The following is a 26886-nucleotide window of genomic DNA, read 5'->3' on the forward strand; positions in this document are numbered from 1 at the left end:
ATTAGCTCCGGTTTCCCGGGGTTATCCCGGACTTTCAGGCAGGTTGCCCACGTGTTACTCACCCGTCCGCCGCTCGTTCCACAGGTTTCACCCCGGAGGGATCTACCTGCTTCCCGCGCTCGACTTGCATGTATTAGGCACGCCGCCAGCGTTCGTCCTGAGCCAGGATCAAACTCTCCAATAAAAAAGTTTGATGCTGTGCTGCATTTCTTATCTGCATGACCGAAAAACGGTCATTTGAATTGACAGACGCTTGACTTTCATTCAATTTTCAAAGGACAATGTCAGTTTCGCCTCAAATGGCGACTTTTTTATACTAACACCGTGAATATGGGATGTCAATATATTTTTCAGCTGTTTGTGTGATTCGCTGTCTTTTGCAGCGACAAATAATAATATATCACCTGCTAAATCATAACACAACCCATAAATTAAATTTTTTCTATTGATTTTTAAATATAAGATGAAGAAAAAGCAGAGAGAGCCGCAGTTCAATCTGCAGACCCTCTGTTTTCATTACTCCTGGGACTGGCTGCGCATCAGCGGGAACAATAAAACGTCACGGATGGATGCAGAATTGGTTAAAAGCATGACGAGGCGGTCAATTCCAATTCCAAGCCCTCCGGTTGGGGGCAGTCCGTATTCCATCGCTTCGAGATAGTCGGTATCCATTCGGTGCGCTTCATCGTCGCCACCTTCGCGCTCTGCGACCTGGGCTTCAAAACGACGGCGCTGGTCAACAGGATCGTTTAACTCTGTAAAGGCATTGCCGTGTTCCCGCCCCATAATAAACAGTTCAAACCTGTCGGTGAAACGCGGATCTTCTTCGTTTTTCTTGGCAAGAGGTGAAATAGCGAGCGGATGGCCATACACAAAAACAGGCTGAATAAGTTTTTCTTCCACAAAGTGTTCGAAAAACTCATTTACGATATGGCCGAATGTCATCGTTTCTGTCACCTGCACCCCGTGTTCTTCCGCAAGGGCGTGTGCTTTTTCGTCACTCATATCCTCCCAAAAGTCGATTCCTGTTTCTTCCTTAATGGCATCCACCATATGAATTCTGCGCCAGGATGGGGAAAGATCAATTTCATGACCATCGTATACAATAGTTGTCGTGTCCAGCACTTCGCGCGCAATGTGGGCTATCAGATTCTCCGTCAGTGTCATGATATCGGTATAGTCAGAATAGGCTTCGTATAACTCTATCATCGTGAATTCCGGATTATGGCGGGTCGAAACACCTTCATTACGGAAAACACGGCCGATTTCATACACTTTTTCCATTCCGCCGACAATCAGTCGTTTTAGGTGAAGCTCAATCGCAATACGGATGTAAAGTTCCATATCCAGTGCATTGTGATGCGTAATGAATGGACGGGCGGATGCACCTCCGGGAATAGAATGAAGCATCGGGGTTTCCACTTCAAGATACCCCTGATCATCCAGATATCGACGCATCGACTGCAGAATTTTACTCCGGACCACAAACGTGTCCCGCACTTCCGGATTCACAATCAAATCGAGATAGCGCTGACGGTAACGCTGCTCCACATCTTTTAGTCCATGAAATTTATCTGGAAGGGGCCGCAGAGATTTGGATAAAAGATCAAATTCTGATGCTTTTACAGATAATTCTCCAACCTTGGTTTTGAACGCTGTCCCAGTCACACCGACAAAATCTCCAATGTCGGCACTCTGAAACAATTCATACGCTTCTTCCCCGACCTGGTCCATGCGTACATAAATCTGAATCTGGCCGGAGATATCCTGAATATGGGCAAAACCTGCCTTCCCCTTCCCGCGTTTGGTCATAACGCGGCCCGCCAGTGACACCGACGTGTCCTGTTCTTCCAGTTCTTCTTTAGAGAATTCATCAAACTGCTCCGCCATGGAAGCTGCCGTATGGGTCCGGTCAAAACGTTTGCCGAAAGGGTCCCATCCTTGCTCCTGTAAGGATTCCATTTTTTCTCTGCGGACGGCCGTTTGATCATTTTGTTCTTGTTCCTGACTCAACAACAACAACTCCTCATATTTTAAAATTTAAAACCTTGTTCTCTGCTCATATAAAGAGGACTGACCCTGATGCCTAGGGGCAGCCCCTTATGTTGAGACCACGTTTGTCCCGGTGTAAGGGTCCGTAAGCCTTCCACTTCTATTAAGTGGATGACAACGGGCCCTAACACCCCGATTCGTTCAGCTAACCCTCCTCCAGGAGAAACTCTTCCCGGAGCAGGGAAGGTTCTGTTTATACCGCCGCCGCTTTTTGTTCCAGTTGTTCGACGAACGCGTATAAAGCATCCGCTACATCATTTCTGTCATCGAGATGATTGATTTTATCCCGTACTTTGTTGTTGCCGCGCATGCCTTTGAGGTACCAGGCCGCATGTTTTCTCATTTCTTTCACAGCTATTGTCTCGCCTTTCAAAGCGATCAGACGGTCCATGTGAACCATGCATACATCTATTTTCTCCCGCGGTGACGGTTCTTCGGTGAATTCTCCTGTTTCCAGATACTGAATAGTGCGGTACAGCATCCATGGGTCACCAAGCGCTGCGCGTCCAACCATAACACCGTCCACACCGGTCTGGTCGAGCATGGATTTGGCATCCTGCGGTGTCTTGACGTCCCCATTACCGATCATCGGAACGTCTACAGCGTTTTTCACTTCTTTGAGAATATCCCAGTTGGCGACACCTTCATACATCTGCACACGGGTCCGGCCGTGCAGAGATACAGCTTTGCCTCCGGCTTCCTCGATCGCCCGGGCGTTTTCCACTGCTAAAATATGTTCGTCGTCCCAGCCCATTCTCATTTTTACCGTAACGGGCTTATCTACGGCTTCCACGGCCGCTTTTACCATTTCATAAATTTTATCAGGGTCAAGAAGCCACTTCGCTCCCGCATCACATTTGGTGATTTTAGGAACCGGGCATCCCATATTAATATCAATGATGTCGGCATTCGTCTGTTGATCGACTACCTGCGCCGCTTCTGCCATCGTATCTTTCTCGCCGCCGAAGATCTGAAGGCTGAGCGGTTTTTCCCTCTCATCCACATACAGCATTTTCATCGATTTTTCGTTTTGATTGACGATAGCCTTGTCACTAACCATTTCCGCACAGACGAGGCCGGTACCGAATTCCTTGGCAATCAGCCGGAAAGCGGGGTTGCAGACTCCCGCCATCGGTGCCAGCACCACCGGGTTTTTCAGCTCAATGTTATCGATTTTCAGCAACGCTTGCGCACCTCCTGCATTTATTCAGATTGAAGTTCTTCCATTGACACACCAAGAGCGTCTGCTGTCTTTTGTAAAAATGCCTCATCCGGGACTCTGGTACCACGTTCCACCTGCCCGAGGATGGAAACAGCGATTCCCATTTTCCCGGCAAGGCTGATCTGTGTAAAACCTTTCAGCTTTCGAAAAGCCCGTATCCTCCTTGCCCAAAGCAGTTCTTCCATAAATGAACACCTTCTTTTTCCCGGCCGGATAATGGAGCCGCAAGCTCCTGTATCGTCTGCCGATAATACGATACATAATGAGATGCAGCAATGTCACACAGGGGTGTCAGCACAAAAGCTCTTTCGTGCATTCTCGGATGTGGGATGTTTAACTCATTCATCTTAATATTTTCATCATTGAAGAGTAAAATGTCAAGGTCTATGGTGCGGGGCCCCCAGTGTTTGTCCCGGACCCGGTCGAGCTTTTGTTCTACGGACTGTGTGATCTCCAGCAGTTCAAGAGGTGTAACGTCCGTGCGGAGAGAAAGAACCATGTTCAGAAACGATGGCTGATCGGTCACCCCCACCGGAGCCGTTTCATAAACGGAGGACAGTTCTGTTACGCGAATACGTGGATGCTCCTGGAGCTCGCGGATACCTTCACGCAGATAATATTCCCGGTCGCCAATGTTTGATCCGAGAGCAATATAACTGAAATTCGTCATTCCTCCGACCTCGTCAGTTCGATGGCGACGTATTCATAGTGGCCGTTTATCGGCGGGTTCGGCTTTTTCACTTTGACCGTTGCCGTCTTCACAATGGAAAAGGCATGTAAGACTTCGCCGGCTATCTCTTCTGCAATGGTTTCCACCAGATTATAACACTTGTCTTCCACGACCGTTTTCACAGCTTGGTGTGCTTCGGCATAGTTGACACTTTTTTCAAGATTGTCCTCGGCAGCTGCATCTCTTAGATCCGCTTCCAGCACAAGATCCACCTGGAAAGGCTGCCCCAGTTTGTTTTCTTCCGGAAATACTCCGTGATATGCGTAGAATTCCATGCCTTTCAGAAAAATTTTATCCAACGGTTGTCACCTTTCCTTTTCCAAGCATTGCATCCATCATTTTGACCGTCCGGTTCATTTCCAGTACATCATGGACCCGCACAATATCAACGCCCCGTTCGATGCCGAGACTGACAGTGGCGCCGGTCCCCTCCACCCGGTCTGAAGCAGGAAGGTTCAGGGTTTTGGACACCAGGGATTTACGCGATGTGCCGAGCAGAACCGGATAATCGAGCGCCGTAAATTCCTCCAGCCTCCGCATAACTTCCAGGTTCTGATCATACGTTTTGGCAAAACCGATTCCAGGATCCAGAATGATGCGTTCTTTTTTCACCCCGGCCCTCCGGCAGATGTCGATGCTTTCCTCGATATCTTTTATCATGTCTTCCATCACGTCACTGTAATCCGTATTTTCACGGTTGTGCATTAAGATAATGGGAGCATCATAACGGGCTGCCACATCAGCCATTTCAGGATCGGCTTTGGCACCCCACACATCATTGATGATATCAGCACCTGCCTCGAGAGCCGCACGGGCTGTCCCGGCTTTATACGTGTCAATCGATACCGGGACCGTCAAATGGGCGCTCAGCTCCTCGATCACCGGAATAACACGGCGTTTTTCCTCTTCTTCTTCCACTTTCACAGCACCAGGGCGGGTGGACTCCCCGCCAACATCGATTATATCCGCTCCCTGCTCTATCATATCCAGAGCACGCTGCAACGCACTGCCGCTTTGGTTGTACCATCCTCCATCTGAAAAGGAATCCGGTGTGACATTTAATATTCCCATCACATAGGTTTTATCTTTAAAATGAAGATCCTTGTTGTTCATTACATCCTCTCTCCTTCTTCCTTTCCGGCTCTTTCATTTCTGCTGCGTTCCAAAGGCAGCCGCGGTACGCAGCATAATCCTTTCGCAGCAGACGGGCTGCTGTTTGCTGCTTTTCGTTATACCTGCAGGTGCCGACCGCTTCAAGCGGTACAATTTCCTGAATCGAGTTGGTCAAAAACGCTTCTTCCGCACGGTATACATGACCGGGCGAAAAGCGGCCCTGCCTTACATAATAGCCGTTTGCTTCTGCCAGCTTCATGACAAACGAACGGGTCACACCCCGTAAAATACCCGTTTCAACAGAAGGGGTGTACAGAGTATCACCGCGTCTCCAGAAAATATTGGAGACGACACCTTCGGCAACAGCCCCCCGTTCTGTCAGAAACAGTCCTTCCACTCCGGGGGCGGCACCTGTTTCGCGTTTTCCCGCGACATTGTTCAAGTAATGATGGGACTTCAGGCGTTCCGGTGTCTCCGGTGTATTTCGGGTAGTACGTAAAAACTCCCCCGTTTTCGATGGCTCCTGCATCTCTTCCGGAGCGGGGAGTGGTTTCATATATATGACCACAACCGGATTGTCGTAGACTTCTGCCTGCATACCGAGAGCAGCGGGACCGGCGGAGACGTTGTAACGGACATAGGCATTGTTCCATCCGTTGGCTTCCAGCAGCCTTTCAAGCTGTGAAAGTACAGTCTGCCTGTCATACGTCCAGGAAATGTTCATCTCCTTCAGCCCATTTTCCATTCTGCGAAAATGATCGTCCAAGAGGAATGGATGACCGTTGTACGTCCGGAAGGTTTCAAACAAACCCAGTCCGTACATAAAACCATGTTCAAAAACAGAAAGACGAGCAGCGCCCGCCTCTTCCACCTCTCCATTTATATACACATACATCGAATTAAACTCCCTGGGGGCTTTTATAGGATTCAATAAAATTACGAAGCAGCTGTCTGCCTTCCCCCGTCATAATCGATTCGGGGTGAAATTGGACGCCTTCCACCGCCATCGTTTTATGACGTATTCCCATAATTTCGCCCATGCCGGTCTCCGATGTTATCTCAAAACAGTCCGGCAGCGTCTCTCTTTCCACAATCAACGAGTGATAGCGGGTGGCCGTGAAGGGATCAGGCAGTCCCTTGTAGACAGACCGTCCGTCATGATGAATGTCAGACGTTTTGCCGTGCATCAGCCTGTCCGCCCGGACCACGGCACCGCCGAAGACCTGGGCAATCGATTGATGACCCAGACAGACGCCAAAGACCGGAATGCGTCCAGCAAACCGTTTCACCGCTTCCATGCTGATGCCGGCTTCATCCGGACTGCACGGGCCGGGAGACACCATGAGAAAATCAGGCGCCATTTCTTCTATTTCTGCGAGTGTAATTTTGTCATTTCGCCGCACAACCAGATCTTCGCCCATTTCTCCCAGATACTGCACCAGGTTATACGTAAACGAGTCGTAATTATCAATCATTAAAATCATATACCTGCTCCTCCTCTGCTCTACTCTTTTTTTCATGCCACTCTGCTTCGCTCTGCTCTTTAGCCTGCCACAGTGCCTGTGCTTTCCGCAGAGATTCCTCATATTCCGCTTTAGGATCTGAATCAATCACAATCCCTGCACCGGCCTGAACATAGGCTCTACCGTTTGTTACGACCATCGTGCGGATGGAAATGTTAAGTTCCAGATCATTATTAAACCCAATCCATCCGAGTGAGCCGGTATACATCCCGCGCCGTACAGGTTCCAGCTCCTCAATGATCTCCATCGTCCTGATTTTCGGGGCTCCGGTGATGGTACCACCGGGAAAAGCTGCTTTTATCATATCATAAACATCCACCTGTTCGGCAAGCTTTCCTTTCACATTGGAAACAATGTGCATCACGTGTGAATACCGCTCCACGACCATCAGTTCATCCACTTCCACACTTCCGGGGGTGCAGACTTTTCCGAGGTCATTGCGCTCCAGGTCCACAAGCATCACATGCTCGGCTCGTTCTTTATCCGTATCCATCAACTCTTTTTCATAAGCTCTATCCGCTTCAAACGAATGTCCGCGCGGTCTTGTACCGGCAATCGGGCGCGTAGAAGCTTCCGTTCCTCTTTTTTTGATGAGAAGTTCCGGCGATCCCCCGACCAGCTGCAGATCCGGCGTATGAAAATAACCCATGTAGGGAGAGGGGTTCAATTCCCTCAGTTTTTTGTAAATGTGAAGAGGCGGCGTTAACAGACTCTCCGACTGACGCACCGATAGATTGACCTGAAATACATCGCCGCGGCGGATGTATTCTTTTACTTGTTCCATCGACTCCGCGAATGCCTCTCTCGAAAAAGATGCTTCTTTCCCTGACATCGCAGCAGAGGGCTCATTCCATTCTTCATGACCCGCAGCAGGGGGTGTTTCCCACAACCGCCTCATCTCCTGCCATGTGACCGATGCAGAAGGTTCTTCTCCTTTTTCATGGTGCAGGATAATCCACAACTCTTTTGTCTGATGGTCATATATAAACACCTGCTGGAAAGCCAGGAAGTACAGGTCCGGAGTTTGAAGATCATCTGCTGCCTTCGCCGGCATCTCTTCAATATAACGGATATAGTCGTAACTGATGGAACCGGCGACTCCAGTCTGAAAATCAGGAGCTTCCGGGATGGTTTCCACCTGAAAAGGAGCCAGCCACTGCTTCATCTCATCGAGTGGTTCTCCTTTTCGGCACAGTGTTTCATGTTCCGTATGTATACGGAGGATACCGTCTTTTGCGGTAAACACCGCGAAAGGGTCAAGTGCTGCTATACTGTAACGCCCTTTTTGTCCGCTTTCGAGAAAAACATGGTACGGCTTCCCGTCACTAAGGGCCGTATACATGCGGTAAAACTGTTCTTCCGGATACTCAAACGAAAACGCCATTACCGTGTAAGACGCAGCTGGATCAGGAAGCGGAGTCAAACCAGTATTCATTGATCATCACCTTCAATACAGGAAAAGCAGAGCCGCCAGGCCCTGCTTTTCCCAACATGCGTTTTGTTTTACTCTTCTTCTTCGAATTGGTAAAGAGGAGTACTGAGATAGCGTTCACCGTTACTTGGAATAACAGCCACCACTTTTTTGCCTTTACCGAGTTTTTTCGCTTCCTCAAGCGCTGCGTATATCGCAGAGCCGGACGAAATTCCGCCGAGCACTCCTTCTTCTTTGGCAGCGCGTCTGGCGTAGTCAAATGATTGTTCGGTTGTGACTGTCATCACTTCATCATAAATATCTGTATCGAGAATTTCCGGAACAAAACCGGCGCCGATACCCTGGATTTTATGAGGACCTTTGTTTCCGCCGCTCAGAACAGGGGAATCCGCCGGTTCGAGTGCGATAACACGGAGATCCGGATAATGCTCTTTCAGAAGTCCGCCTGCCCCTGTAATCGTACCGCCTGTGCCGATACCGGATACAAAGGAATCAATCTGTCCGTCCACCTGCTTCAGAAGTTCCCGTCCGGTCGTTTCACGGTGGATGGCCGGGTTGGCTTCGTTTTCAAACTGCTGCGGCATAAAATAACCTTTCTCCTCAGCCAGCTCATTTGCTTTACTGATGGCGCCGCCCATGCCTTCCGGTCCGGGAGTTAAAACGAGCTCCGCTCCGAATGCGCGGAGAAGGTTGCGGCGCTCCATGCTCATGGTATCCGGCATAACAAGAACGGATCTATATCCTTTGGCAGCTGCCACCATCGCAAGGCCGATACCAGTGTTTCCGCTTGTCGGCTCTACAATGGTGTCGCCTTCTTTCAAGTTTCCGTCCCGTTCTGCCGCTTCAATCATGGCAAGCGCGATACGGTCTTTTACGCTGCTTCCCGGATTCATAAATTCCAGCTTCAAAAATACATCTGCATCGTTTTCGCCGGTCAGACGGTTCAATTTGACTAAGGGTGTCTCTCCAATGAGTTCGGTAATGTTGTTTGCTACTTTCATTTTCCATCCGTTCCCCCTCATAATACCCAGTAAATTTATTGGTTTTATTGTCTATATAGTACCAGCGTTTTCAGACCGTGTCAAATGAAACCGCCTTACTGCATGTTATTCTCCATATTCCATGCTTCTTCCTTCAGCTCCTCAAGATCACCTGCGGAAAATTGATAGACTTCGTTACAGAAATGACACTGCGTTTCGGCGCCGCCGTCTTTTTCAATCATATCCTGAAGTTCATCCGTACCAAGAGACATCAGTGCATTCGCCACCCGTTCCGACGAGCAGTGACAGGAAAAAGAAACCGGGGTTGTTTCCAGCACTTTCACTTCATCGCCAAGAATGACGTGGAGAATCTCTTCGGGTGTTTTTCCTTTTTCGATGAGTTTGGAAACCGGAGGCATCGCCCCAATCTGCTGTTCAATGCGCGCGGCCAGTTCTTCTTCAGCATCCGGCATAACCTGGATGATAAAACCGCCGGCTGCCATGATCGAGTTATCCGGATTCACGAGAACACCCAGTCCTACGGAAGAAGGGACTTGTTCTGATGTGGCAAAGTAATACGTGAAATCTTCGCCGACTTCACCGGAGACAATCGGCACACTGCCCGTGAAATGCTCTTTCATGCCAAGGTCTTTCACAACAGAAAGAACGCCTTCTGTTCCAACGGCCTGGGCGACATCCAGCTTACCTTTATCGTTCAGGTCAAAATGCACCTGCATGTTATGAGCATATCCCCGCGTATCACCACTCGAATCGCTGTCCACGATGATCGGCCCCATCGGTCCGTTTCCTTCCAGTTTCACGGTCAGTTTGTCGCCGCCTTTAAGCATAGCCCCCATCATGGACCCCGCACTCATTGCTCTGCCAAGCGCGGCGGATGCGGTCGGCCACGCCTGGTGGCGCCGTGCAGCTTCATTCACCATATTCGTTGTCTGCACCGCGTAAGCCCTGATTTTTCCGTTATAGGCTGTTGATTTCACCAAATAGTCTTCCATAGTGGAAAACCTCCTCTTTCTGTTCTTCGTTTTGTTTTACTATTTATAGATAAGGTTAACTGCCGGGCTGCTTTTTTACCTGGAAGGAGCGTGCCGTTCATATGGTTTTTTACCCGTAAAACCTCCCGGATTATACCGCATGCATCATATGTTTTCCAACAATATGATCTGATACACAGGTTTATCTTCCGGTAATGACGTTCGGTACGGCCGTGGAAAAAAGATTCTTTTTAAAAAGGGATGCCCCGTTAAGGCATCCCTTTTTATGACTACTGCTTATCTGCGGTCATCTTCATCGGAAGAAGGCGGGCTGTTAGTTCCCAGGTTTTCCGAGTCTGTTTTCTCTTCCACCTTTCTGCTGTCATTTGAAGAGCTTTCTGTCTGCCCTTCATCGGCGGAATCAGCCTCGCCTGTTTCCGAATCCTGCTTAGACTGAATGTTTACTTTCACATCGCTGTCGTCGGAATCAGAATTATTTTTAGCCCCGACTTCCTCGTCATTTTTATTGGAGTGATGGTCTTCCGGAAGTTTTCCATGCTCCACCAGAGACTCAATCTGTTCTGCATCGAGCGTTTCAAGTTCGAGGAGCGATGCAGCAACTGCTTCGAGTTTATCTTTGTTTTCTGTAAGAATCTGCTTGCATCGTTCATAACATTCGTTGACAATGCTCTGTACTTCTTTGTCAATTTCGTGGGCGATGGCATCACTGTAGTTCGGTTCATTCTGAATGTCCCGACCCAGGAATACCTGGCCTCCGCTTGATCCGAACTGAACCGGACCAAGCTTTTCACTCATGCCGTATTCGGTCACCATCTTGCGGGCAATTTCGGTCGTGCGCTGAAAGTCGTTATGCGCACCCGTACTGACTTCATTGAACATCACTTCTTCTGCGACGCGGCCGCCGAGAAGTCCTGTGATTTTATCAACCAGTTCCGGTCTTGTCATAAAGAAGCGGTCTTCTTTCGGGAGCATGACGGCGTAACCGCCTGCCTGTCCGCGCGGTACGATGGTTACCTTGTGGACCATATCGGCGTTTTCGAGTTTGACGCCGACAACCGTGTGACCCGCTTCGTGGTGCGCGACAATATTCTTTTCTTTTTCGGAAATAACCCGGCTCTTCTTGGCAGGACCGGCGATGACGCGGTCAATCGCTTCTTCGATGTGATTCATGCGGATTTTTTCCACATCGGATCTGGCTGCCACAAGCGCGGCTTCGTTCAACAGGTTCTCAAGATCCGCCCCTGTGAACCCAGGCGTACGCTGTGCGATGGCTTTCAGATTCACATCATCGGCAAGCGGCTTGTTGCGGGCATGGACGCCGAGTACTTCTTCCCGGCCTTTTACGTCAGGACGGCCGACCATAATCTGGCGGTCAAAACGGCCCGGACGAAGCAGTGCAGGGTCAAGAACGTCGGAACGGTTGGTAGCGGCAATGATAATGATTCCTTCATTGGCACTGAACCCATCCATTTCAACAAGCAGCTGGTTCAGCGTCTGCTCACGTTCATCATGACCGCCGCCTACACCAGCACCGCGCTGACGGCCAACAGCATCAATTTCGTCGATGAAAATGATACATGGTGCGTTTTTCTTTGCGTTTTCAAACAGGTCGCGGACACGGGATGCCCCGACACCAACGAACATTTCCACAAAGTCCGAACCGCTGATGGAGAAAAACGGTACGCCTGCTTCACCGGCTACGGCGCGGGCAATCAGTGTCTTACCAGTTCCAGGCGGTCCTACCAGAAGTACACCTTTTGGAATACGGGCGCCGATACTTGCGAATTTACGCGGATCTTTCAGGAAATCGACGACCTCGACGAGTTCCTGTTTCTCCTCTTCGGCGCCGGCAACGTCCTTGAAGCGTTCTTTTTTCTTTTCCTCCTGATAAAGCTTGGCTTTGCTCTTGCCGAAGTTCATCATCTTGCTTCCGCCGCCCTGCGCCTGGCTGAGCAGGAAGAAGAAAAGGATAAAGATAATCACAAATGGAATGATGGAAGTGAAGAAAGTAACCCAGGCACTCGGCTCTTCCGCGGGTTGTGTCTCCAGATTAAGCGAATTGCCTTGAGGGCCTTCCGCCGTCATCAGCATCTGTGTATTCTCTTCGGAAATAGGAAGGTATGTCTGGAAGCTCTCGCCTTCAGATTGACCGGCCAGCTGACCTTCGACCAGGTATACCTCCCCTTCCGGCTGTAATGTAACATTCGCTATTTGGTTATTCTGCAGCTCTGTAACGAATTCCTGTGTTGTAAGCTCTGTCGTATCGGTCTGGTCATTACTGAGAAAACTGATGATTCCTATAATGACCAGGAACAATAACAGGTAAAAAACAGTGTTTCGAAAAATTCGGTTCATTCCTGACCTCCTCCCGCGGGCATTGACAACTTAGGTAATAGTACCATATTTGTTTTCTTTCTCACAATCATGACCCCTTGTAAACGTCCGGCTTCAAAATTCCAATATAAGGGAGGTTGCGGTACTTTTCTGCATAATCCAGCCCGTATCCGACAACGAACTCATCGGGAACGGTGAATCCAGCAGTATCCGGTACCAACTCCACCTGCCTTCCCTCCGGCTTATCCAGAAGGGTGACAATCTTAAGGGAAGCGGCACCTCTATGTTGAATCATGCTGATGAGATAGCTAAGTGTCACACCGCTGTCGATAATATCTTCGAGAATGATGACATCCCGGCCTTTCACCGATGTATCCAGGTCCTTAATGATTTTCACTTCACCGGTGGAAACCGTACCGCCGCCGTAACTCGAAACGTCCATTACATCCATTTCAAGATGATCATCAAACCGCTTGGCGACATCCGACATAAAAGGAAGTGCTCCTTTCAGCACTCCGATGACAAGCGGGAAACGTCCGCTGTATTCTTCCGTTAAATCACGCCCGATTTCACGGATCTTATTCTGCAGCTGTTCTTCATCAATTAGTACCTGCTGAATATCATTATGCATTTGTTTTTATTTTACCCTCCCGAATGCTGTATACGCTCTACCTTTTCTTCACAAAAAATGTGCGCATTTCATCATATCATGAATACCGCAGCGATTTCATCCCAAACACATGGAATCCCCCTGTTCCTGCCGGGGAACCCGCCGGCATGTAAGGAAAACCGGGCGCTTTTGCGGGGGATGACCACGCCGCAGATGGTGCGCTGACTTTTTAACGAAGGGGAGCCATAAAACGATGCCCTCCGCATCCGTGACAACCGGCTGAAACGGCCGTTGGCGCAGGGGGACCTTTTCGTCTATAAGGATACGGTTCACTTTTTTGCTGCCGGTCATTCCGATTGGTATGATACGATCTCCATCCCGGCGCGGACGAATATAAAGAGGAAAGGTCGTTTCCTCCTCGTCCAGGATGAGGAAATCCTCATTACATTCAGCTCCGTCCGGCCTGCTGAAAGCCGCTTCCATCACGTAATCTCCATAGGAAACGTTACCAGGAACCGGCAGACGGACGGGACCCGGTCCTTCCCTGTTTTCCTCCTGTAAAGAAAGATCCTCCAATGTGACCTGGTTATAGCTTCGGCGCACAACCAGACTTCCGGGCCAATCAAGAACCGCGGATGGGTGTTCTCCCTGCACCAGGGCCAGAAACTGCTCGATATGTACGACCGACAATTCCGGGACGCTGTATGTGTAAAGATACTTTAATATTAGAGGAATACCTCTTCGTTGTAAAGGAAGTGGCAGCGCTTCCATCCCTTTTATGGAAATCGTCACGGAATGTTCATTCTTCGAAATAATGCGCCGACTCCATTCTTCTTCCGCCAGGCTTTCCATGTAGCTTCGTTCTTCTTCCATCCAGTCCGCGAAGCGTTGAAAATGACGGTGGACAAACGGCTCTTCTTCTTTCAGCGCGGGAAGAACGTGCCGTCTGATCCGGTTTCTTTGGTACTTATCCGATTGATTGCTCTCATCTTCCTGAAAAGGGACAACGTGCTCCCGGCAGTATGTGTAAATCTCCTCTTTCGTTACACCTAGCAGAGGGCGTATCAACGTTCCGCCGGCAAACGGGCGTGCTGCCTTAATGGCGGTTTCTCCGAGCAGCGCTCTGCCCGACGTCTGCTTCATAAGCATCGTTTCGATCTGATCATCGGCATGGTGGCCGGCAGCCAGTACAGATACTGATTCTTCCTCCATCAACCCGGCCAGATACTCATAACGGAGAATGCGCGCCTGTTCCTGCACACCCCCGCCTTCTTCGGCCATTTTCTTTTCCACCGAAACGCGGGTATGGAAAAAAGGAATGTTCTGTTGTTCACACCACTGTTTCACGAACTGTTCGTCCCTGTCTGCTGTGTCTTCTCTGAGCCCGTGATGGACATGAGCCGCCATGACAGTTAGGTTCCAGGTCTGTTCCATTGTTTTGAGAAGGTGCAGAAGCGCCATCGAGTCAGGACCTCCGGAAACGGCAGCCAGAACCTTCGAACCGGGCGGCAGCAGATACCGCTGTCTGATCCAATGTTCAACGGTCTGTTTCATAACGTTGTCCTGCTCCTTTCCTCACTGTAAAGAGAGACAGGGCAAATCCAATCCCCCCTGCGATCGCACCTGCCTGAAGCAGCGTCTCCACACTCAGACCGAGACCATTCACGTAGTTCTCTTCCACAAAGGCGAGCATGCTTTCATACGCACGCCCGCCCGGAACGAGCGGAATAATACCCGGGATCATAAACGTTGTTACCGGAACTTTTTTATATTTCGCCAGCCGGTGGGCCGTGAAGGCGGCCGTAAAGGCAGCAACCGCAGCAGCATTGACCTGGCTGAAACCAAGATCCGGAAGCGTACCGTAAATAAACCAGGTCAACATCCCGATTACCCCGCCCCACCAGACGAGACGGAGCGGGATGTTGAAAATAATACCGAAGGCCACCGTCGACATAAAACAAAATATCAGTTCAAGCCACATTCATCCTCACGCTCCCCTGAAATCAGCCATTAAAAGTAGAGAACAGACAAAGAAACAACGGTACCGGCTGCAATGGACAGCGAAGTCACCGCTGCTTCAGCTCCGCGTGCGACACCTGCCATCAAATCCCCGGACATTAAGTCGCGCACCGAGTTTGTCAGCGGAACGCCCGGAACAAGTGGAATCAGGGTGCCGATGACCACCTGATCCATGTTCTGCACCAGACCGCCCGTTTCCAGACCAACTGCTGCAAGAACTCCGGAAACAGCCGCGAGAAACTCGGCAAAAAACTTCACGTTCAGGAACTTTTGATAAAGAACAAGGGTAAGCGTCGTAATCAATCCGCCGATAAAAGCCGGGAAAATATCAATAAAACTGTCACCGATTAAATAGGAGAACGCAGCACCGCCGATTCCGGAAGCCAGATTAATAAGCCAGACCGGATAATTCATGGAGGCTTTCTTAATATCCGCAAGCTTATCCACCGCTTCTTCAATGGAGAGAATGCTGTGCGTAAATTCCCGGGATACCTGATTCACCGCCGTCACTTTACTTAAGTCCTGATACCTCTCCCGGACCCGTATCATCTGCATGAGATCCTGTTCCTCTTCTGTGCGAAACGAGAGGAAAATTCCCGTCAGCGTCACGAACGTGTTAATATTGTGCATCCCGGCAGCCTTTGCCATCCGGTACATCGTTTCTTCGACGCGGTATGTTTCGGCTCCGTAACGCAGCAGTAGTTTACCGCTTGTCAGACAGAGCGACATCGTCTTTTCCGGTATTCCCATGAAGGGTCCTCTCCCTCTCTTTTTCCTTTTACATCCATTGTCCCATAAAGTATAGAACAGATGACAGAAAGAGAAAAGAGGTTGTAAGAATTATTTCCGGACGATACGATGCCTTCTCTTTGGAAGAACCGGCAGCCCTTTGCCGGGGGCGTGTTTTTTTATGTGGCTTTCCTTTCTGTTTCGGACTCGCAGGGGGCTTTCTGCTCGTCTTTTTTTCAATGGTTTGGATCAGATCTTTTTTCATGAGCTGGGCGTTGGGGTACTCGCCTTTAAGCGCCCGCAGCAGCACATGCTGGAAAGGCGCCAGGGGCTGGGAATGCTGAATGTAGCGGCGCAGCAGGGATAGTGTTTTTTCCGGGGCGGCGCCTCCGGGTTTGTCAAACCGGCGCGGATACGCCGTTTCGATAAGTATCATGGCTGCGGCGAATAAATCGTAGGATGGTTCCGCCCTGCGGTCGCCAAGACCCCAGTACCCCCGGTCGTAAAACTCGGTGTATTCTTTGACTGCTCGTCCCTGTCTTGTTGTTCCGCCAACATCAAACCACCGGACTCTGGACGGAGGACCGGTTATAATTAAATTGTCCGGCTTCAGGTCCCCGAATATCCATCCTTCCTGATGAAGCCGGTCCAAATCCCCGAGCAGCTGTACCATGAAAACAGGAATCCATTCACTCCCCCGTTTCCGCGCGAAATCCAGCAGCGTTTCTCCTTCCAGATACTCCATACAAAAAAAGGGGTACACCTCCCCCTTCCAGATCACATCGTCCACATCCAGAAGGGAGGGACCTAGAACATTGCCCTGCACCTTCGAAAAAGCCCGCAGTACATTCACCTCCGACGTCAAAGACATCTTGTCCTCCCCGATTTTTACCGCTTTCTGTCCGGTACGGGTATCGGCCAGATAAACAACGCCATTGGCCCCTTTTCCCAGCCTTTTTATAATTTTGTACGGATTCTGGTTCCATTTGCCGGTCCAAGCTGTTCCCGGCGCGAGATCAAAAGCCTGATTCTTCGATTGGGAATTCATCTTCTCCATAACGTTTCAGACTCCTTTTTGATAAGCGCTTGTCAAAGTGCTGGAGCGCAGCCTGCAGCGCAGGGCCGGTCGGGGTGATGCCTCCCGTTGTCATCCGCTGAAAAACACCTGTCAGTGAATTCATTTCAGGGGTCCAGTCCAGCATCTTTTCTGTATCTTTTCGTTTCCCTGGAAATACAAACAAGGCAAAATGGTTTTCTCCCGTTCTCGAATGGAGGCTGATCGACAAATCGGTCAAGGCGTCCTGCACCATGGGGAGTTTCGGTTTCATACTGGCACTCGTATCAACGAGTATCAGCACGTCGAGATCGACGGTCTCTCCGAGTTCATCGACGACATCAACCACTTCTCCCCTTTTATCCGGCGGGAGGTCATCCACTTCCTGACCGCTGCCCAGTATTTGGCTGAGTTCACTTTGAACAACGCCGTGCAGGGTGTGTGTCATCGACTGTTTGGTAACCATCTGAACGGTCCGTGCGAGTTGATCCACATTGACAATTTGGCTCACTCCTCCTCCGGAAGCCGCGATATTTTCCACTTCCTGCATCCCGTGATCACGCGCCGATCCATGATCGAGCACCCCTATCACGTTGACGGTAATGCCCTTTTCCCTGGCAAAAGCTGCTACAGCGGCAGGGTCTTCTCCCTGGTTGGAACAGCCGTCGGTTAAAAGTAAAATCTGCTTTATTTTTCCGTGATTCATTTCTTTTCCCCTCCGTTTCTGGTAGTATTTACATCTTTGACGCGGGGGGAAAAATATATACCCTCCACCTCCTTCATGCTTTTTTCTTCTTAAGGGGAACTGTCCGGCCGGCCGGAATCGCCGCCCATTCCGGGATATTGCGCTGGATGGATGCTGCCATGACAGTCATATCATCCCGGATGTTTCCGCGCGAGGCTTTGATCACCTGTTCGAGCAGATAATCCGCCATATCCTGGGGATCGTCTGTTTCCTTTTGTGCAATCAGCCGCTTCATCCATATTTCCTTGTTCTCGATTTCAACGGCTGCGTCAAAGATGCCGTCACTCATCATAATCACCATGTCTCCTTCTTTCATCTGTTCCGTGACGACATCGAGTTCGGCGTGCTCCACCATCCCAATCGGCAGATTTTCTGCTTCGATTTGTTTTACTTTATCCCCTCGTTTAATAAAACCGGGCAGTGAACCGATTTTAATAAACCGGGCCCGGGCTGTCTGCAGATCCATTAAAAAGAGATCAAGCGTTGAAAACATTTCTTCCTGCGACCGCAGGCTTAACACCGAATTAATGGATCGGACCGCCGTCTTTTCATCCATCCCGGACGCAAGAATGGTTTCCAGCATCTCAAGGGCAGATCTGCTTTCCCGGCTGGCTTTACTGCCACTCCCCATCCCATCGCTGATTGCCATGACGTATTTCTTCGTACCGATGTCCATCGCCGCATGGCTGTCACCGGATACCCATCTCCCCTCTTTAGCGACGACGGCCGCCCCCGTTTCGACGATAAATGTGCGGGCAGAGATAAACGTAACGTTCATATAATCAGTGATTTCTTCATACGGCTCTTCCCGGTCCACCACGATGTGTTCATGTAAAATATCCGACAGCATTGGAGCGATGATTTTTTCCGCTTTTTCTTTTCCGGAAGGCTTTGAGACACTCATTTCCACTTCCACATTTCCTTCATCGAGCCTGTATATATCGACATGACCAATATCCAGTCCGGCTTCCTGCAAGGCTTCATAAATCTCCTCTTCCTGAAGATGATGGGCTTCTTTTTCCTTCTGGATCTCCCTCGCGAAATTGTTCATCACATGCGATACGCCCTGCAGCTGATCAGCCACCAGTCTGCGGCTTTCATTCATCTGCCGGGCAAGCACCCTTTTTGTTTCCTCCCGCTGCAGTTCTTCAGACATAACTTCTATCATCCGTTTGTCATAATGGCAGTAGTTTTTCCAATAATTTTCCATACGAGGCGAAACACGGCCGTTTTCCTCCAGTTCTTGTGACAAGGTTGTCATTCCGTCGTACGTCTCTTGGAACTGCCTGACCCAGCACCTTTCTTTCAGAAAACAGTGCTGGCATGTTTTTTCCGTTACGCGGCTCAACATATCGTCTTTCTCCCGGCTCTTTGTCCGCTCCTGGTTGTCTGTATCCGCTCCCGATTCAAAACTCGTCGATAATGTCTGAAATAAATGAGAAAATTGTTCGACCTTCATAGCCGTGACATCCCTTATTTTCCTGGTATGTTTCTGCTGCTCGCGGGCATATTCAGGTGTGCCCGGAATATACTTCTCAATAAACGCTGTCACGATACGGGGCGTGAGCAGAAATATGCCGACAGCAGCGGCTGATTCAGCCAGGGTAAGCGAAACACCGCTCAAACCGTCCCCGTACAAGGCAATCAAAGCTGTTCCAAGCAGCATGCCGATACTGACACCAATTTTTCCTCCTTCTTTCAGGAGACCACCGAGAAGTCCTGCGAATGCGAGCAGACTCATTTGATAGAGATTGGCAATGGAGGCGAGGCTCAAGACCAGTCCGGCAATCACGCCAACGGAGGCCCCAATGGCCGCTCCTCCGGTAAAAGCAAACAGCATGACCAGATAGCGGGCCAGCATATGTTCCGCCGCCATCCCGTAAATGACCCAGCCGATGGCCCCGGTCATTACCGAAGCGAGAAGAATGATAAAGCAGATAATCTCCTCGTGTTTCAACGGCTGCCTTCGTTTCTTCGTAATAAGTAAAGGAAGGCTCTGCAAAAATATCATCGTCAGCATAAAGCTGAGCGAAGCTTCCACCCCGGCCATGACAACAGCATAGGAAGTAACATGTCCCTCAGCCAGCCAGACCACGATGGTTCGTGCTCCTGCCGTGGCGGCAAATACAGTCATAGGCAGCGTCCACGCTGTTTTCCATCCAAATCGCGTGATCCACTCATACAGTGCGATAAAAAGCGGAACAGCCGCAATCGCAAACGCCGCATGCAATACAGGTCCGCTCAGTATTCCGACCATTAACCCGGCAGCTCCGACCATCGCTTTCTCCCGGCGCCACGCATACACGACAGCAAAAAACGGGACAGCAAACGGAAATAACTCAGCGAGCAGAACAGCCCTTCCCAGCAGTACACCTGTGATAAAGACGAGGGCTCCCCACTGGATAAACAATCGTTCCATACCGGCTGCCATCCTTTTTTTCCAGCGGTTCCGAACGGTCTGCATTTTCCTTCCGGCCGCTTCCAGCAGCGGCTGCACTTCTTCAGCACGACGTACTAACTCTTTTCCGGACATTTCATGCACCACCTGCTTTTTGAATGATGGGACTCATTATACGAGCAGTGATGTTCAATGTTTGTCAAAATAAGCAGCCCCGTCCAAAAAATCCTTCGACGATTTCCTGCTGCGTGCAAAACAGGGTGTGACGCCGCTTCCTAAGAGTTGAAAAACAGAATGAGGTCAAATTAAAACAATTTCTTACAGCAAACAAACAAGAATAGTGAAGGACTATGAGAAGAATTCCGGATGGAGGGGGAGAAGAAGAGAACAGCTTGAGCAACTGTTTCATTATGAAAAAAAGCCTGCCTCCCGCGCTTTATGCTGCGGAAAACAGGCTGTGGTCTTATGTATGGTAGCGGCGGAGGGGATCGAACCCCCGACCTCACGGGTATGAACCGTACGCTCTAGCCAGCTGAGCTACGCCGCCTCGTGGCAGACAACAGAGATGATTATATAATGGATGAGGGGACGGCGTCAACCTTCTATATGAAAAAAACTGCCGGAAGTGTGCACCGGCAGCTGACAGGAGAATCCAAACCCCTGATTACAAAAGGGTTCTTTCCTTATTTATCATTTCTCAGGCAGCAGGTTTATTTCCTGGAACCACCACCGCCGCGTTTAGAGTCTGTCTGTTTTCGCAGGGAAGAGAGGCGTTCTTCACTGTCTTTCATGAACTGGTTCATCTTTTCTTCGAAAGATAACGAACGCTGGCCTTTATTGCCGCCTCCGCCTTTTCCGCCTTTCCCGCCTTTGGGGCGGTCTTCTTTCGGACGGTCCACCGCTTTACGAATGGAAAGACTGATTTTACCATCGTCTTCCACCTTCATCACTTTTACCGTCACTTCATCGCCGACGCTGACATAATCATTAATATTCTCGACATACTTGTCCGCTACTTCACTGATATGGACAAGTCCTGTTTTTCCTCCCGGCAGCTCAACAAATGCTCCAAAATTGGTGATTCCCGTGACCTTCCCCTGTACCTTGCTGCCCTGTTCAATTGACATGTAAAAAATGCTCCTCCTTATTTTCGCGCTTGATCTTAACGTTGTTAAAATCACCATTATTATACCCGCCCGCTGAAAATAGTGTCAATCCGCGCTTTCCGCCGTTTTTTCCGGAACTTTATACAAAGTTTCCCCCGGCTTGGTTAAATAGTAATCCCTTCTGGCAATTTCGGCTATGTAGTCCAGATCGTTATAGTTTTTCACTTTCTGTTCCAGCTCTGCTTCTTCCGCCTTCAGGTTCTCCATTTTCTGCTCCAGCTGCGCCCGTTCCGTCTTTTTTGCCTCGAGCGTCGTCAGCTGTGATGTCAGCAGGACAGCAAACACAACAGCCATTGCCGCTCCGACAACCCCTAGAGCTGTCAGCCGGCGGACGAGACCGCGTCTATGTCTGCCGGTCTGTGCCTGCTGCCTTTTTTGTTTCTGTTCTTCCTGCCGGACGTAGGAACGGTTCATTTCGGTTACTTTTTTCTCTTTTGAAACCAAGCTCTATCCCTCCGGTCACAGTATTTGTCATTCATCTTTTCTGCGGTTCATCATGATGTCGGTCGTTTTTTTCAAAAAAGCAAGGACAGGAGCGGGCAGTACACGTTTTGCAGCAGGGCGGCCCACGTGGACCAATCCCTTCAGCGGCAGGAGAAGAATACGGAGACAAAGGAACAGAAAATTTTTAATTATCGTTAATCCCATCATAACGGAGGCAGCGGCCAGTTGCAATATGAACTTCAGCGGATGCAGCACGAGCACCGTTACCACAGCACGAAAGATACGGTACATTCCATATCCCATCCGGCAGAAAAACTCAAGGATCCGGAGAAAGGACGCTCGTCCCAAGTACCGGTATACGAAAAATCCCACTGCAAGACCAGGAAAAATATAGAAACGAAGCTCGCCGCTGTTCATTTGAAAAAGGACATAAAATACAAGCAGAGCCTGCAGAAACCAAAACATCATATCACCGCCGGCTCTAATCCAGGAACTGCGTATGATACGGACAAACAGACGTTCATATACATCAAGACAGACGCCTGCGCCCATTCCCATGACAAGCATTGCCGCCATCGTCTGAAACTGCACCGCCAGCGTCACTTAAATAACTTCCCCAGGAACCCTTTGGACTTCTCCCCGGCTGCATCTACATAGACGAGATCGTCCACTTTTCCCTCGATGGAAATAACGCCTTCATGAACATCCAGGTTCTTGATATGAAGCTGATTTCCCCTGATAGACAAAAAGCCCATCGACGTTTCCAGTAAAAATTCTTCGTTATCAAAGCTTTCGACTTCTTTTACACCGGTTATTTCCAGGCTTTCCCGGCTTTTCATGACTACTTCATGCGGCATTTGGGGCTGCCTGAATACTGGTTCTTCAGAAAAGGACATAACAGATGCTCCCTTCACGGATATAGCTTGTATTTCATCTATATGTCCTTTGAGTGGAAGTTAGTCCTGAATTTTTTTTACGAAAGCGGTTCTTCTTTCAGCAGCGTGTACATCGATTCGGCGGCTTCCTTTTTCGTCGAGTCCTGGATGTCATCCACGCGCACCGTGATCACTTTCGTGCCGAACTGAATAGTAATTTCGTCACCGGCTGCGACTTCCGTTCCTGCTTTCGCCTTATTGCCATTCACCGATATTCTACCCTGCGATGCTACTTCTTTGGCAAGGGTCCGTCTTTTCACCAGCCGGGACACTTTTAAAAACTTATCGATTCTCATGACGTCACTCTCCCTTGTTCTTTGTTTTGGCCTCTTCCCAGAAACCGTCCATCTCCTCAAGCGTGGCGTCTTCCGGGCAGCGGCCCTGCTGTTTCAGTGCTTCTTCCACATAGTCAAAGCGCTGTCTGAACTTGCGATTGGTCATATAAAGGGCTTCTTCCGGGTAAAGTTTGTAAAATCGGCCGAGGTTTACAATCACAAACAGGACATCGCCGTATTCTTTTTTCCTGGATTCTACAGAGCCGTGTTTCATTTCATACAGCCATTCCGCCAGTTCTTCCTGCAGTTTTTTCCACATCGGCGCATCATCATCCCAGTCAAAGCCGGCTTTCCCTGCTTTTTTCTGCAGTTCATAGGCCTGCATCAGCGCCGGCATGGAACCTGGAATGTCGTCAAAGCGCTCGGCAGGTGGCTGATCTGCTTTTTCTTTCTCCTTCAATGCTTCCCAGCTGGCATTCACCTGTTCTTCGGTATCCGCGGTTTCCCCGCCAAACACATGGGGGTGGCGGCGGATCATCTTTTCCGTTAACGTCCCGATGACGTCATCGATCGTAAAGAATCCGTCTTCTTCGCCGATGCGGGCATGCAAAAGTACCTGCAGCAGCACATCCCCCAGTTCCTCCTCCAGATGATCATCGTTTTGTTCATCGATGGCATCCAATACTTCGTAAGCTTCCTCAAGCATATATTTTTTCAGGGATTCGTGGGTTTGTTTTCTATCCCACGGGCAGCCGTCCGGCGCACGCAGCGCATCAATCACCCTGCGCAGCGTGGAAAAGTCCCGGTACATAAGCTGCTCCTTTGCCGGGGGAACGTAAAGAGCCGTCAGGTTATCCACTTCCACCATCCGGTCCAGTTCATACAGCGGCAGGCGCCGCAGCGTTTCTGAATCCATGCCGGCGGCGGTGACGAGGGTAACCCCGTAGTCATCCGGATACTTTTCCATCAACGTCAGCTTCACTTCCGAAGCAGTCAACTGATCATAAACCTGGCTGATGATAATATGCTGGTTCATCCGGATATCATCCAGATTCAGCGCTGTTGCATCCAGCAGCTGAAACCCGTCATTAGGATCCACCTGCAGGGCGGTGAACATAGGATCCAGAAAACTCTGTCCGCCGCTTATCGTCACGTGGATACGTCCTGCTCTCTTTTCTTCCAGCAGCTGCTGCACCGTATCCTCCGCCGTCATCGGATGACCGGGAACGGCGTAATAAATACGGCGGTACTGCCCGGCCGCCTCCAGCAGCTCACCAGTAATGGCAGCATACACCGCTTCAAACGTGTCGTGCTGTTCATACCTTTCATCAAAACTGTGAAACGAAATCCCTTCCAGTTTCAGTTCCTTGGCTGAAGGATGTTCTTCTGTCCGCAGGTACAGCCGCTCTGCTTTCGTCAGTGTCTTGTATGTGCCAAGCGCAAGTCCCGATAAGTCACCGGGTCCGAGTCCGATGATATGTATCACAGGGACATTGGTATAAGTATCTTGTTTTGTCGTCACACTTTTTCTCCTTTCCGTTTCAAAAGGCTGTCCAAGTGATGAAAAACAGGGAGATGCATCCGTTCTTCTTTTGTGAACAAGTCCCATTTTTTCACCAGGACCGCCTGCAGTACAACCCCCGCCGCCGCGGAGGTTAGTGCCTGACATGCAGCATAAAGGCGGGAGTTTCCGTCATAAAGCTGGTCAAAACCGGCGTCTGTAATGACGAGCATGGTCACCATGAGCGCAAGGGACGCAGCAAGCTTCCCTATCCACGCACGAGACGGCAGCCGGACTGCCTGATGGCGAAACACTTCGATGCTGCTGCATCCTGCCGTTACCGCCATACCAAGTACCGTGGCCGCCGCTGCTCCCCGGATGCCGAAAACCGGGACAAGCACCAGGTTACCGAATGTTTTCACAGCCGCCCCCAGACCGAGAAACAGCACGGGACGAAGGAAATGATAGTGGCCCTGCATGACCGCCGATGTGATCATAATGATTCCGCTGAACAGAAGGGCCGCCGCGAGAATACGGAGAGCTCCAGTCCCTGCCTGATTTTCAAACAGCATGATGTTGACCGGCTCTGCTATCATGATCAACCCCGCTGCCGCCGCACTCCCGCTAAACAGTGTAAGTCGCAGCGCGAATCCGGCATAGGACGCGGATTGATCTTCATTTCCAGTATTTTTTTCTTTCTGAATGAGCGGAACGACTGTCATCGCAAACGATGTGGCAAGCACAGTCCCGAACTGCAGCAGCGGCTGTCCCCGGTCAAACATGCCTTTCAGGGCTTTTGCCTGTTCGGAGCCTGCCGCCTTCTCCATTAACAGACGCACGACAGTAAAAGCATCGACCCATTGATACAGCAGAAAAATCATCGCCCCTGATGCCGCAAGAAGTCCACGCAGCAGAAACGTCCGCCGGATATCTTTCATCCGCTGGATGACGTTGGAAACAAGGACACCCCGGCGATGGTCTCTTCGTCTCCAGACGACAAAAAGATATCCGGCGCACGCTGCCGCACCAAGCACAGACGCGGCTGCGGCGGCTCTTCCGGCGGCATAAGGACCAAGTCCCCGGCATACAACCAGGGCCGTAAAGCCTATAATGGCGGCAGACCGTATGACCTGCTCCACAAGGTGTGAAACAGCGGCGGGCTGCATCTGTCCAATCCCCTGATAATAACCGCGCACCATCGATATAAACGGAACGAATAGCAGCACCAGACCTGCCAGGCGCAAAATATTCGTAAGATCCGGATCCCCCATCCAGGAAGCAATGAACGGCGATGTGAAGGCAAGCGCCCCGAAAAGGAACCCGTGAACGAGAAGGAGCAGCACAAACGCGGCACGGGCCGTCTCTTCGGCTTCTTTTGGTTTTTGATCGGCTCCCCGCTCCATCATCATACCGGAAAGAGCGACCGGAAAGCCATACATCGCTGTAATCATCGCCGTTCCAAGCAGTGGATAGACCTGCTGATAGACATACAGCCCCTGGTCTCCCGCCATGTTTTGATAAGGCACCCGGTACAGAGCACTCAGTACTTTCCCGGTGAAGGCAGCCGCCGTCACATACATCGCGCCTTTCCACCATCTGCTATTGTTTCTGCCCGCACCGCTCATAACCATCTCTTCCTTCCTCTAATCCCCAAGTATACCATATGAAAAGCGCAAGCGCCCCAAACAGCGGACATTCAGCTGAGAGCGCCACATCCTGTGAGCCTCCGAGCGGTTGGGCACTGGAGCTGGATCTTAAAACCCCAACTTTTTCACTTGCCTGGCAGCTATGATAAACAAAAAAAGGAACCCCGACTGTTACAGGTTCCTTCTTTTTCATGTTCATGTGAGACGATGGCTGGTCTTTTCTTTGTTACTGTTCCATCTGTCTGGCCAGAAATCCGGAGGCGGTCTCGAGGAGTTTGCCCGAGATAGCTTCATCCACCTTGTCGTCCTTGGCTATCATCACAACCGCTCCGATTGGATCGCCATTTGCAATAATCGGAGCGACCGCGTATCCTTTCATCGCTTCTTCATGATCGCTGACCATATTATAATCGCCCTTCACAGATGTCACTTTCGTTTTTCGTTCCGAGATGGCATCTTCCACCACCCGGCCGATACTTTTATTGGCATAGTCTTTTTTAGCCCCGCCCGATACTGCTATATAGGTGTCACGGTCTGCGACAAGGATAGGGTGATGCAGGGTGTCATACAATGCTTCCGCGTACTCTTTGGCAAAATCCCCAAGCTCGGAGATCGGAGAATACTTCTTCAGAATCACTTCACCGTCCCGATCAACAAAAATTTCCAGAGGGTCCCCTTCCCGGATACGGAGGGTGCGGCGGATTTCCTTTGGAATGACCACCCTTCCTAAATCATCAATACGTCGTACAATACCAGTTGCTTTCATCACGTTGAGCTGCCTCCCTTTCTGCTGTTCGTTTTCCTAAGATGGATAAGAGACTAAAATAAAGGCTGTTTTTCGAATGCTCTACTCTGACAAACAAGAGACGAAAAAACTGTGTGCCTGATTCCTGTATTGTCTTTATTATCCACGAGCAGAAAAGAACTATTCATCCGTTTTCAAAAAAAGGCAGGCACTCTCCGCA

27 protein-coding genes, 1 tRNA gene and 1 rRNA gene are annotated in these 26886 nt (G+C 50.1%); all 29 read right to left on the reverse strand.

Features of this window, described 5'->3' with window-relative positions:
- A 16S ribosomal RNA gene (locus BM124_RS14770) occupies nt 1-184 on the reverse strand; the annotation flags it as partial.
- 332 nt (nt 185-516) lie between these two features.
- Nucleotides 517-2013 (reverse strand): lysine--tRNA ligase, encoded by a 1497-nt coding sequence (lysS, locus tag BM124_RS14775; RefSeq protein WP_093338666.1) that lies wholly within the window; start codon nt 2011-2013, stop codon nt 517-519.
- A gap of 232 nt (nt 2014-2245) precedes the next feature.
- Nucleotides 2246-3235 (reverse strand): tRNA dihydrouridine synthase DusB, encoded by a 990-nt coding sequence (dusB, locus tag BM124_RS14780; RefSeq protein ID WP_093338667.1) that lies wholly within the window; start codon nt 3233-3235, stop codon nt 2246-2248.
- 20 nt (nt 3236-3255) lie between these two features.
- Complete coding sequence (locus BM124_RS14785) at nt 3256-3459, reverse strand: helix-turn-helix domain-containing protein (protein WP_093338669.1); 204 nt, start codon at nt 3457-3459, stop codon at nt 3256-3258.
- A complete protein-coding gene (gene folK, locus BM124_RS14790; protein ID WP_093338670.1) occupies nt 3411-3944 on the reverse strand; it encodes a 2-amino-4-hydroxy-6-hydroxymethyldihydropteridine diphosphokinase in 534 nt (177 codons plus the stop codon). The genes BM124_RS14785 and folK overlap by 49 nt, the downstream gene beginning before the upstream one ends.
- On the reverse strand, nt 3941-4303 hold the full coding sequence (folB, locus tag BM124_RS14795; RefSeq protein WP_093338671.1) for a dihydroneopterin aldolase: 363 nt from the start codon (nt 4301-4303) through the stop codon (nt 3941-3943). The genes folK and folB overlap by 4 nt, the downstream gene beginning before the upstream one ends.
- Complete coding sequence (gene folP / locus BM124_RS14800; RefSeq protein ID WP_093338672.1) at nt 4296-5117, reverse strand: dihydropteroate synthase; 822 nt, start codon at nt 5115-5117, stop codon at nt 4296-4298. The genes folB and folP overlap by 8 nt, the downstream gene beginning before the upstream one ends.
- Nucleotides 5092-6012, reverse strand: a complete 921-nt coding sequence (pabC, locus tag BM124_RS14805) for an aminodeoxychorismate lyase (protein WP_093338674.1) — start codon at nt 6010-6012, stop codon at nt 5092-5094. The genes folP and pabC overlap by 26 nt, the downstream gene beginning before the upstream one ends.
- Before the next feature lie 4 nt (nt 6013-6016).
- Nucleotides 6017-6601, reverse strand: coding sequence for an aminodeoxychorismate/anthranilate synthase component II (pabA, locus tag BM124_RS14810; protein ID WP_093338675.1), 585 nt, complete (start codon nt 6599-6601; stop codon nt 6017-6019).
- Nucleotides 6585-8075 (reverse strand): anthranilate synthase component I family protein, encoded by a 1491-nt coding sequence (locus BM124_RS14815; protein ID WP_093338677.1) that lies wholly within the window; start codon nt 8073-8075, stop codon nt 6585-6587. The genes pabA and BM124_RS14815 overlap by 17 nt, the downstream gene beginning before the upstream one ends.
- A 68-nt stretch (nt 8076-8143) precedes the next feature.
- Nucleotides 8144-9073: a cysteine synthase A gene (gene cysK, locus BM124_RS14820; RefSeq protein ID WP_093338678.1), complete on the reverse strand. Its 930-nt coding sequence runs from the start codon at nt 9071-9073 to the stop codon at nt 8144-8146.
- Nucleotides 9074-9168: 95 nt separating this feature from the next.
- Nucleotides 9169-10065: an Hsp33 family molecular chaperone HslO gene (gene hslO / locus BM124_RS14825; protein WP_093338680.1), complete on the reverse strand. Its 897-nt coding sequence runs from the start codon at nt 10063-10065 to the stop codon at nt 9169-9171.
- Between the two features lie 276 nt (nt 10066-10341).
- The gene (gene ftsH / locus BM124_RS14830) at nt 10342-12420 is read right to left on the reverse strand and encodes an ATP-dependent zinc metalloprotease FtsH (RefSeq protein ID WP_093338681.1); all 2079 of its coding nucleotides are present in this window, start codon (nt 12418-12420) and stop codon (nt 10342-10344) included.
- Between the two features lie 67 nt (nt 12421-12487).
- On the reverse strand, nt 12488-13030 hold the full coding sequence (gene hpt / locus BM124_RS14835) for a hypoxanthine phosphoribosyltransferase (protein WP_093338683.1): 543 nt from the start codon (nt 13028-13030) through the stop codon (nt 12488-12490).
- A gap of 96 nt (nt 13031-13126) precedes the next feature.
- Nucleotides 13127-14563, reverse strand: a complete 1437-nt coding sequence (gene tilS, locus BM124_RS14840) for a tRNA lysidine(34) synthetase TilS (protein WP_093338685.1) — start codon at nt 14561-14563, stop codon at nt 13127-13129.
- A complete protein-coding gene (locus BM124_RS14845; RefSeq protein ID WP_093338687.1) occupies nt 14547-14990 on the reverse strand; it encodes a threonine/serine exporter family protein in 444 nt (147 codons plus the stop codon). Before BM124_RS14845 ends, tilS begins: the two co-directional genes overlap by 17 nt.
- A gap of 29 nt (nt 14991-15019) precedes the next feature.
- Complete coding sequence (locus BM124_RS14850) at nt 15020-15778, reverse strand: threonine/serine exporter family protein (protein WP_093338688.1); 759 nt, start codon at nt 15776-15778, stop codon at nt 15020-15022.
- A 28-nt stretch (nt 15779-15806) separates the two neighbouring features.
- Complete coding sequence (locus BM124_RS14855; RefSeq protein WP_093338689.1) at nt 15807-16814, reverse strand: serine/threonine protein kinase; 1008 nt, start codon at nt 16812-16814, stop codon at nt 15807-15809.
- Complete coding sequence (locus tag BM124_RS14860) at nt 16774-17574, reverse strand: vWA domain-containing protein (protein ID WP_280139750.1); 801 nt, start codon at nt 17572-17574, stop codon at nt 16774-16776. The genes BM124_RS14855 and BM124_RS14860 overlap by 41 nt, the downstream gene beginning before the upstream one ends.
- A gap of 16 nt (nt 17575-17590) precedes the next feature.
- Nucleotides 17591-20089, reverse strand: a complete 2499-nt coding sequence (gene spoIIE, locus BM124_RS14865) for a stage II sporulation protein E (RefSeq protein ID WP_093338692.1) — start codon at nt 20087-20089, stop codon at nt 17591-17593.
- A gap of 335 nt (nt 20090-20424) precedes the next feature.
- Nucleotides 20425-20501, reverse strand: a tRNA-Met gene (locus BM124_RS14870).
- A gap of 163 nt (nt 20502-20664) precedes the next feature.
- On the reverse strand, nt 20665-21081 hold the full coding sequence (locus tag BM124_RS14875; RefSeq protein WP_093338694.1) for a S1 domain-containing RNA-binding protein: 417 nt from the start codon (nt 21079-21081) through the stop codon (nt 20665-20667).
- Between the two features lie 84 nt (nt 21082-21165).
- Nucleotides 21166-21564: an FtsB family cell division protein gene (locus tag BM124_RS14880; RefSeq protein ID WP_244504357.1), complete on the reverse strand. Its 399-nt coding sequence runs from the start codon at nt 21562-21564 to the stop codon at nt 21166-21168.
- A 27-nt stretch (nt 21565-21591) separates the two neighbouring features.
- Nucleotides 21592-22167, reverse strand: coding sequence for a spore cortex biosynthesis protein YabQ (gene yabQ, locus BM124_RS14885; protein ID WP_093338695.1), 576 nt, complete (start codon nt 22165-22167; stop codon nt 21592-21594).
- Nucleotides 22164-22421 (reverse strand): sporulation protein YabP, encoded by a 258-nt coding sequence (gene yabP / locus BM124_RS14890; protein WP_425288595.1) that lies wholly within the window; start codon nt 22419-22421, stop codon nt 22164-22166. The genes yabQ and yabP overlap by 4 nt, the downstream gene beginning before the upstream one ends.
- Before the next feature lie 116 nt (nt 22422-22537).
- Complete coding sequence (locus BM124_RS14895; RefSeq protein ID WP_093338698.1) at nt 22538-22795, reverse strand: RNA-binding S4 domain-containing protein; 258 nt, start codon at nt 22793-22795, stop codon at nt 22538-22540.
- 4 nt (nt 22796-22799) lie between these two features.
- A complete protein-coding gene (yabN, locus tag BM124_RS14900) occupies nt 22800-24296 on the reverse strand; it encodes a bifunctional methyltransferase/pyrophosphohydrolase YabN (protein WP_244504358.1) in 1497 nt (498 codons plus the stop codon).
- Nucleotides 24293-25906 (reverse strand): putative polysaccharide biosynthesis protein, encoded by a 1614-nt coding sequence (locus BM124_RS14905; RefSeq protein ID WP_093338702.1) that lies wholly within the window; start codon nt 25904-25906, stop codon nt 24293-24295. Before BM124_RS14905 ends, yabN begins: the two co-directional genes overlap by 4 nt.
- A gap of 241 nt (nt 25907-26147) precedes the next feature.
- Nucleotides 26148-26687 (reverse strand): stage V sporulation protein T, encoded by a 540-nt coding sequence (gene spoVT / locus BM124_RS14910; RefSeq protein ID WP_093338749.1) that lies wholly within the window; start codon nt 26685-26687, stop codon nt 26148-26150.
- Nucleotides 26688-26886: the final 199 nt, after the last annotated feature.

The sequence above is a fragment of the Salibacterium halotolerans genome (assembly GCF_900115625.1).
Classification (GTDB): domain Bacteria; phylum Bacillota; class Bacilli; order Bacillales; family Marinococcaceae; genus Salibacterium; species Salibacterium halotolerans.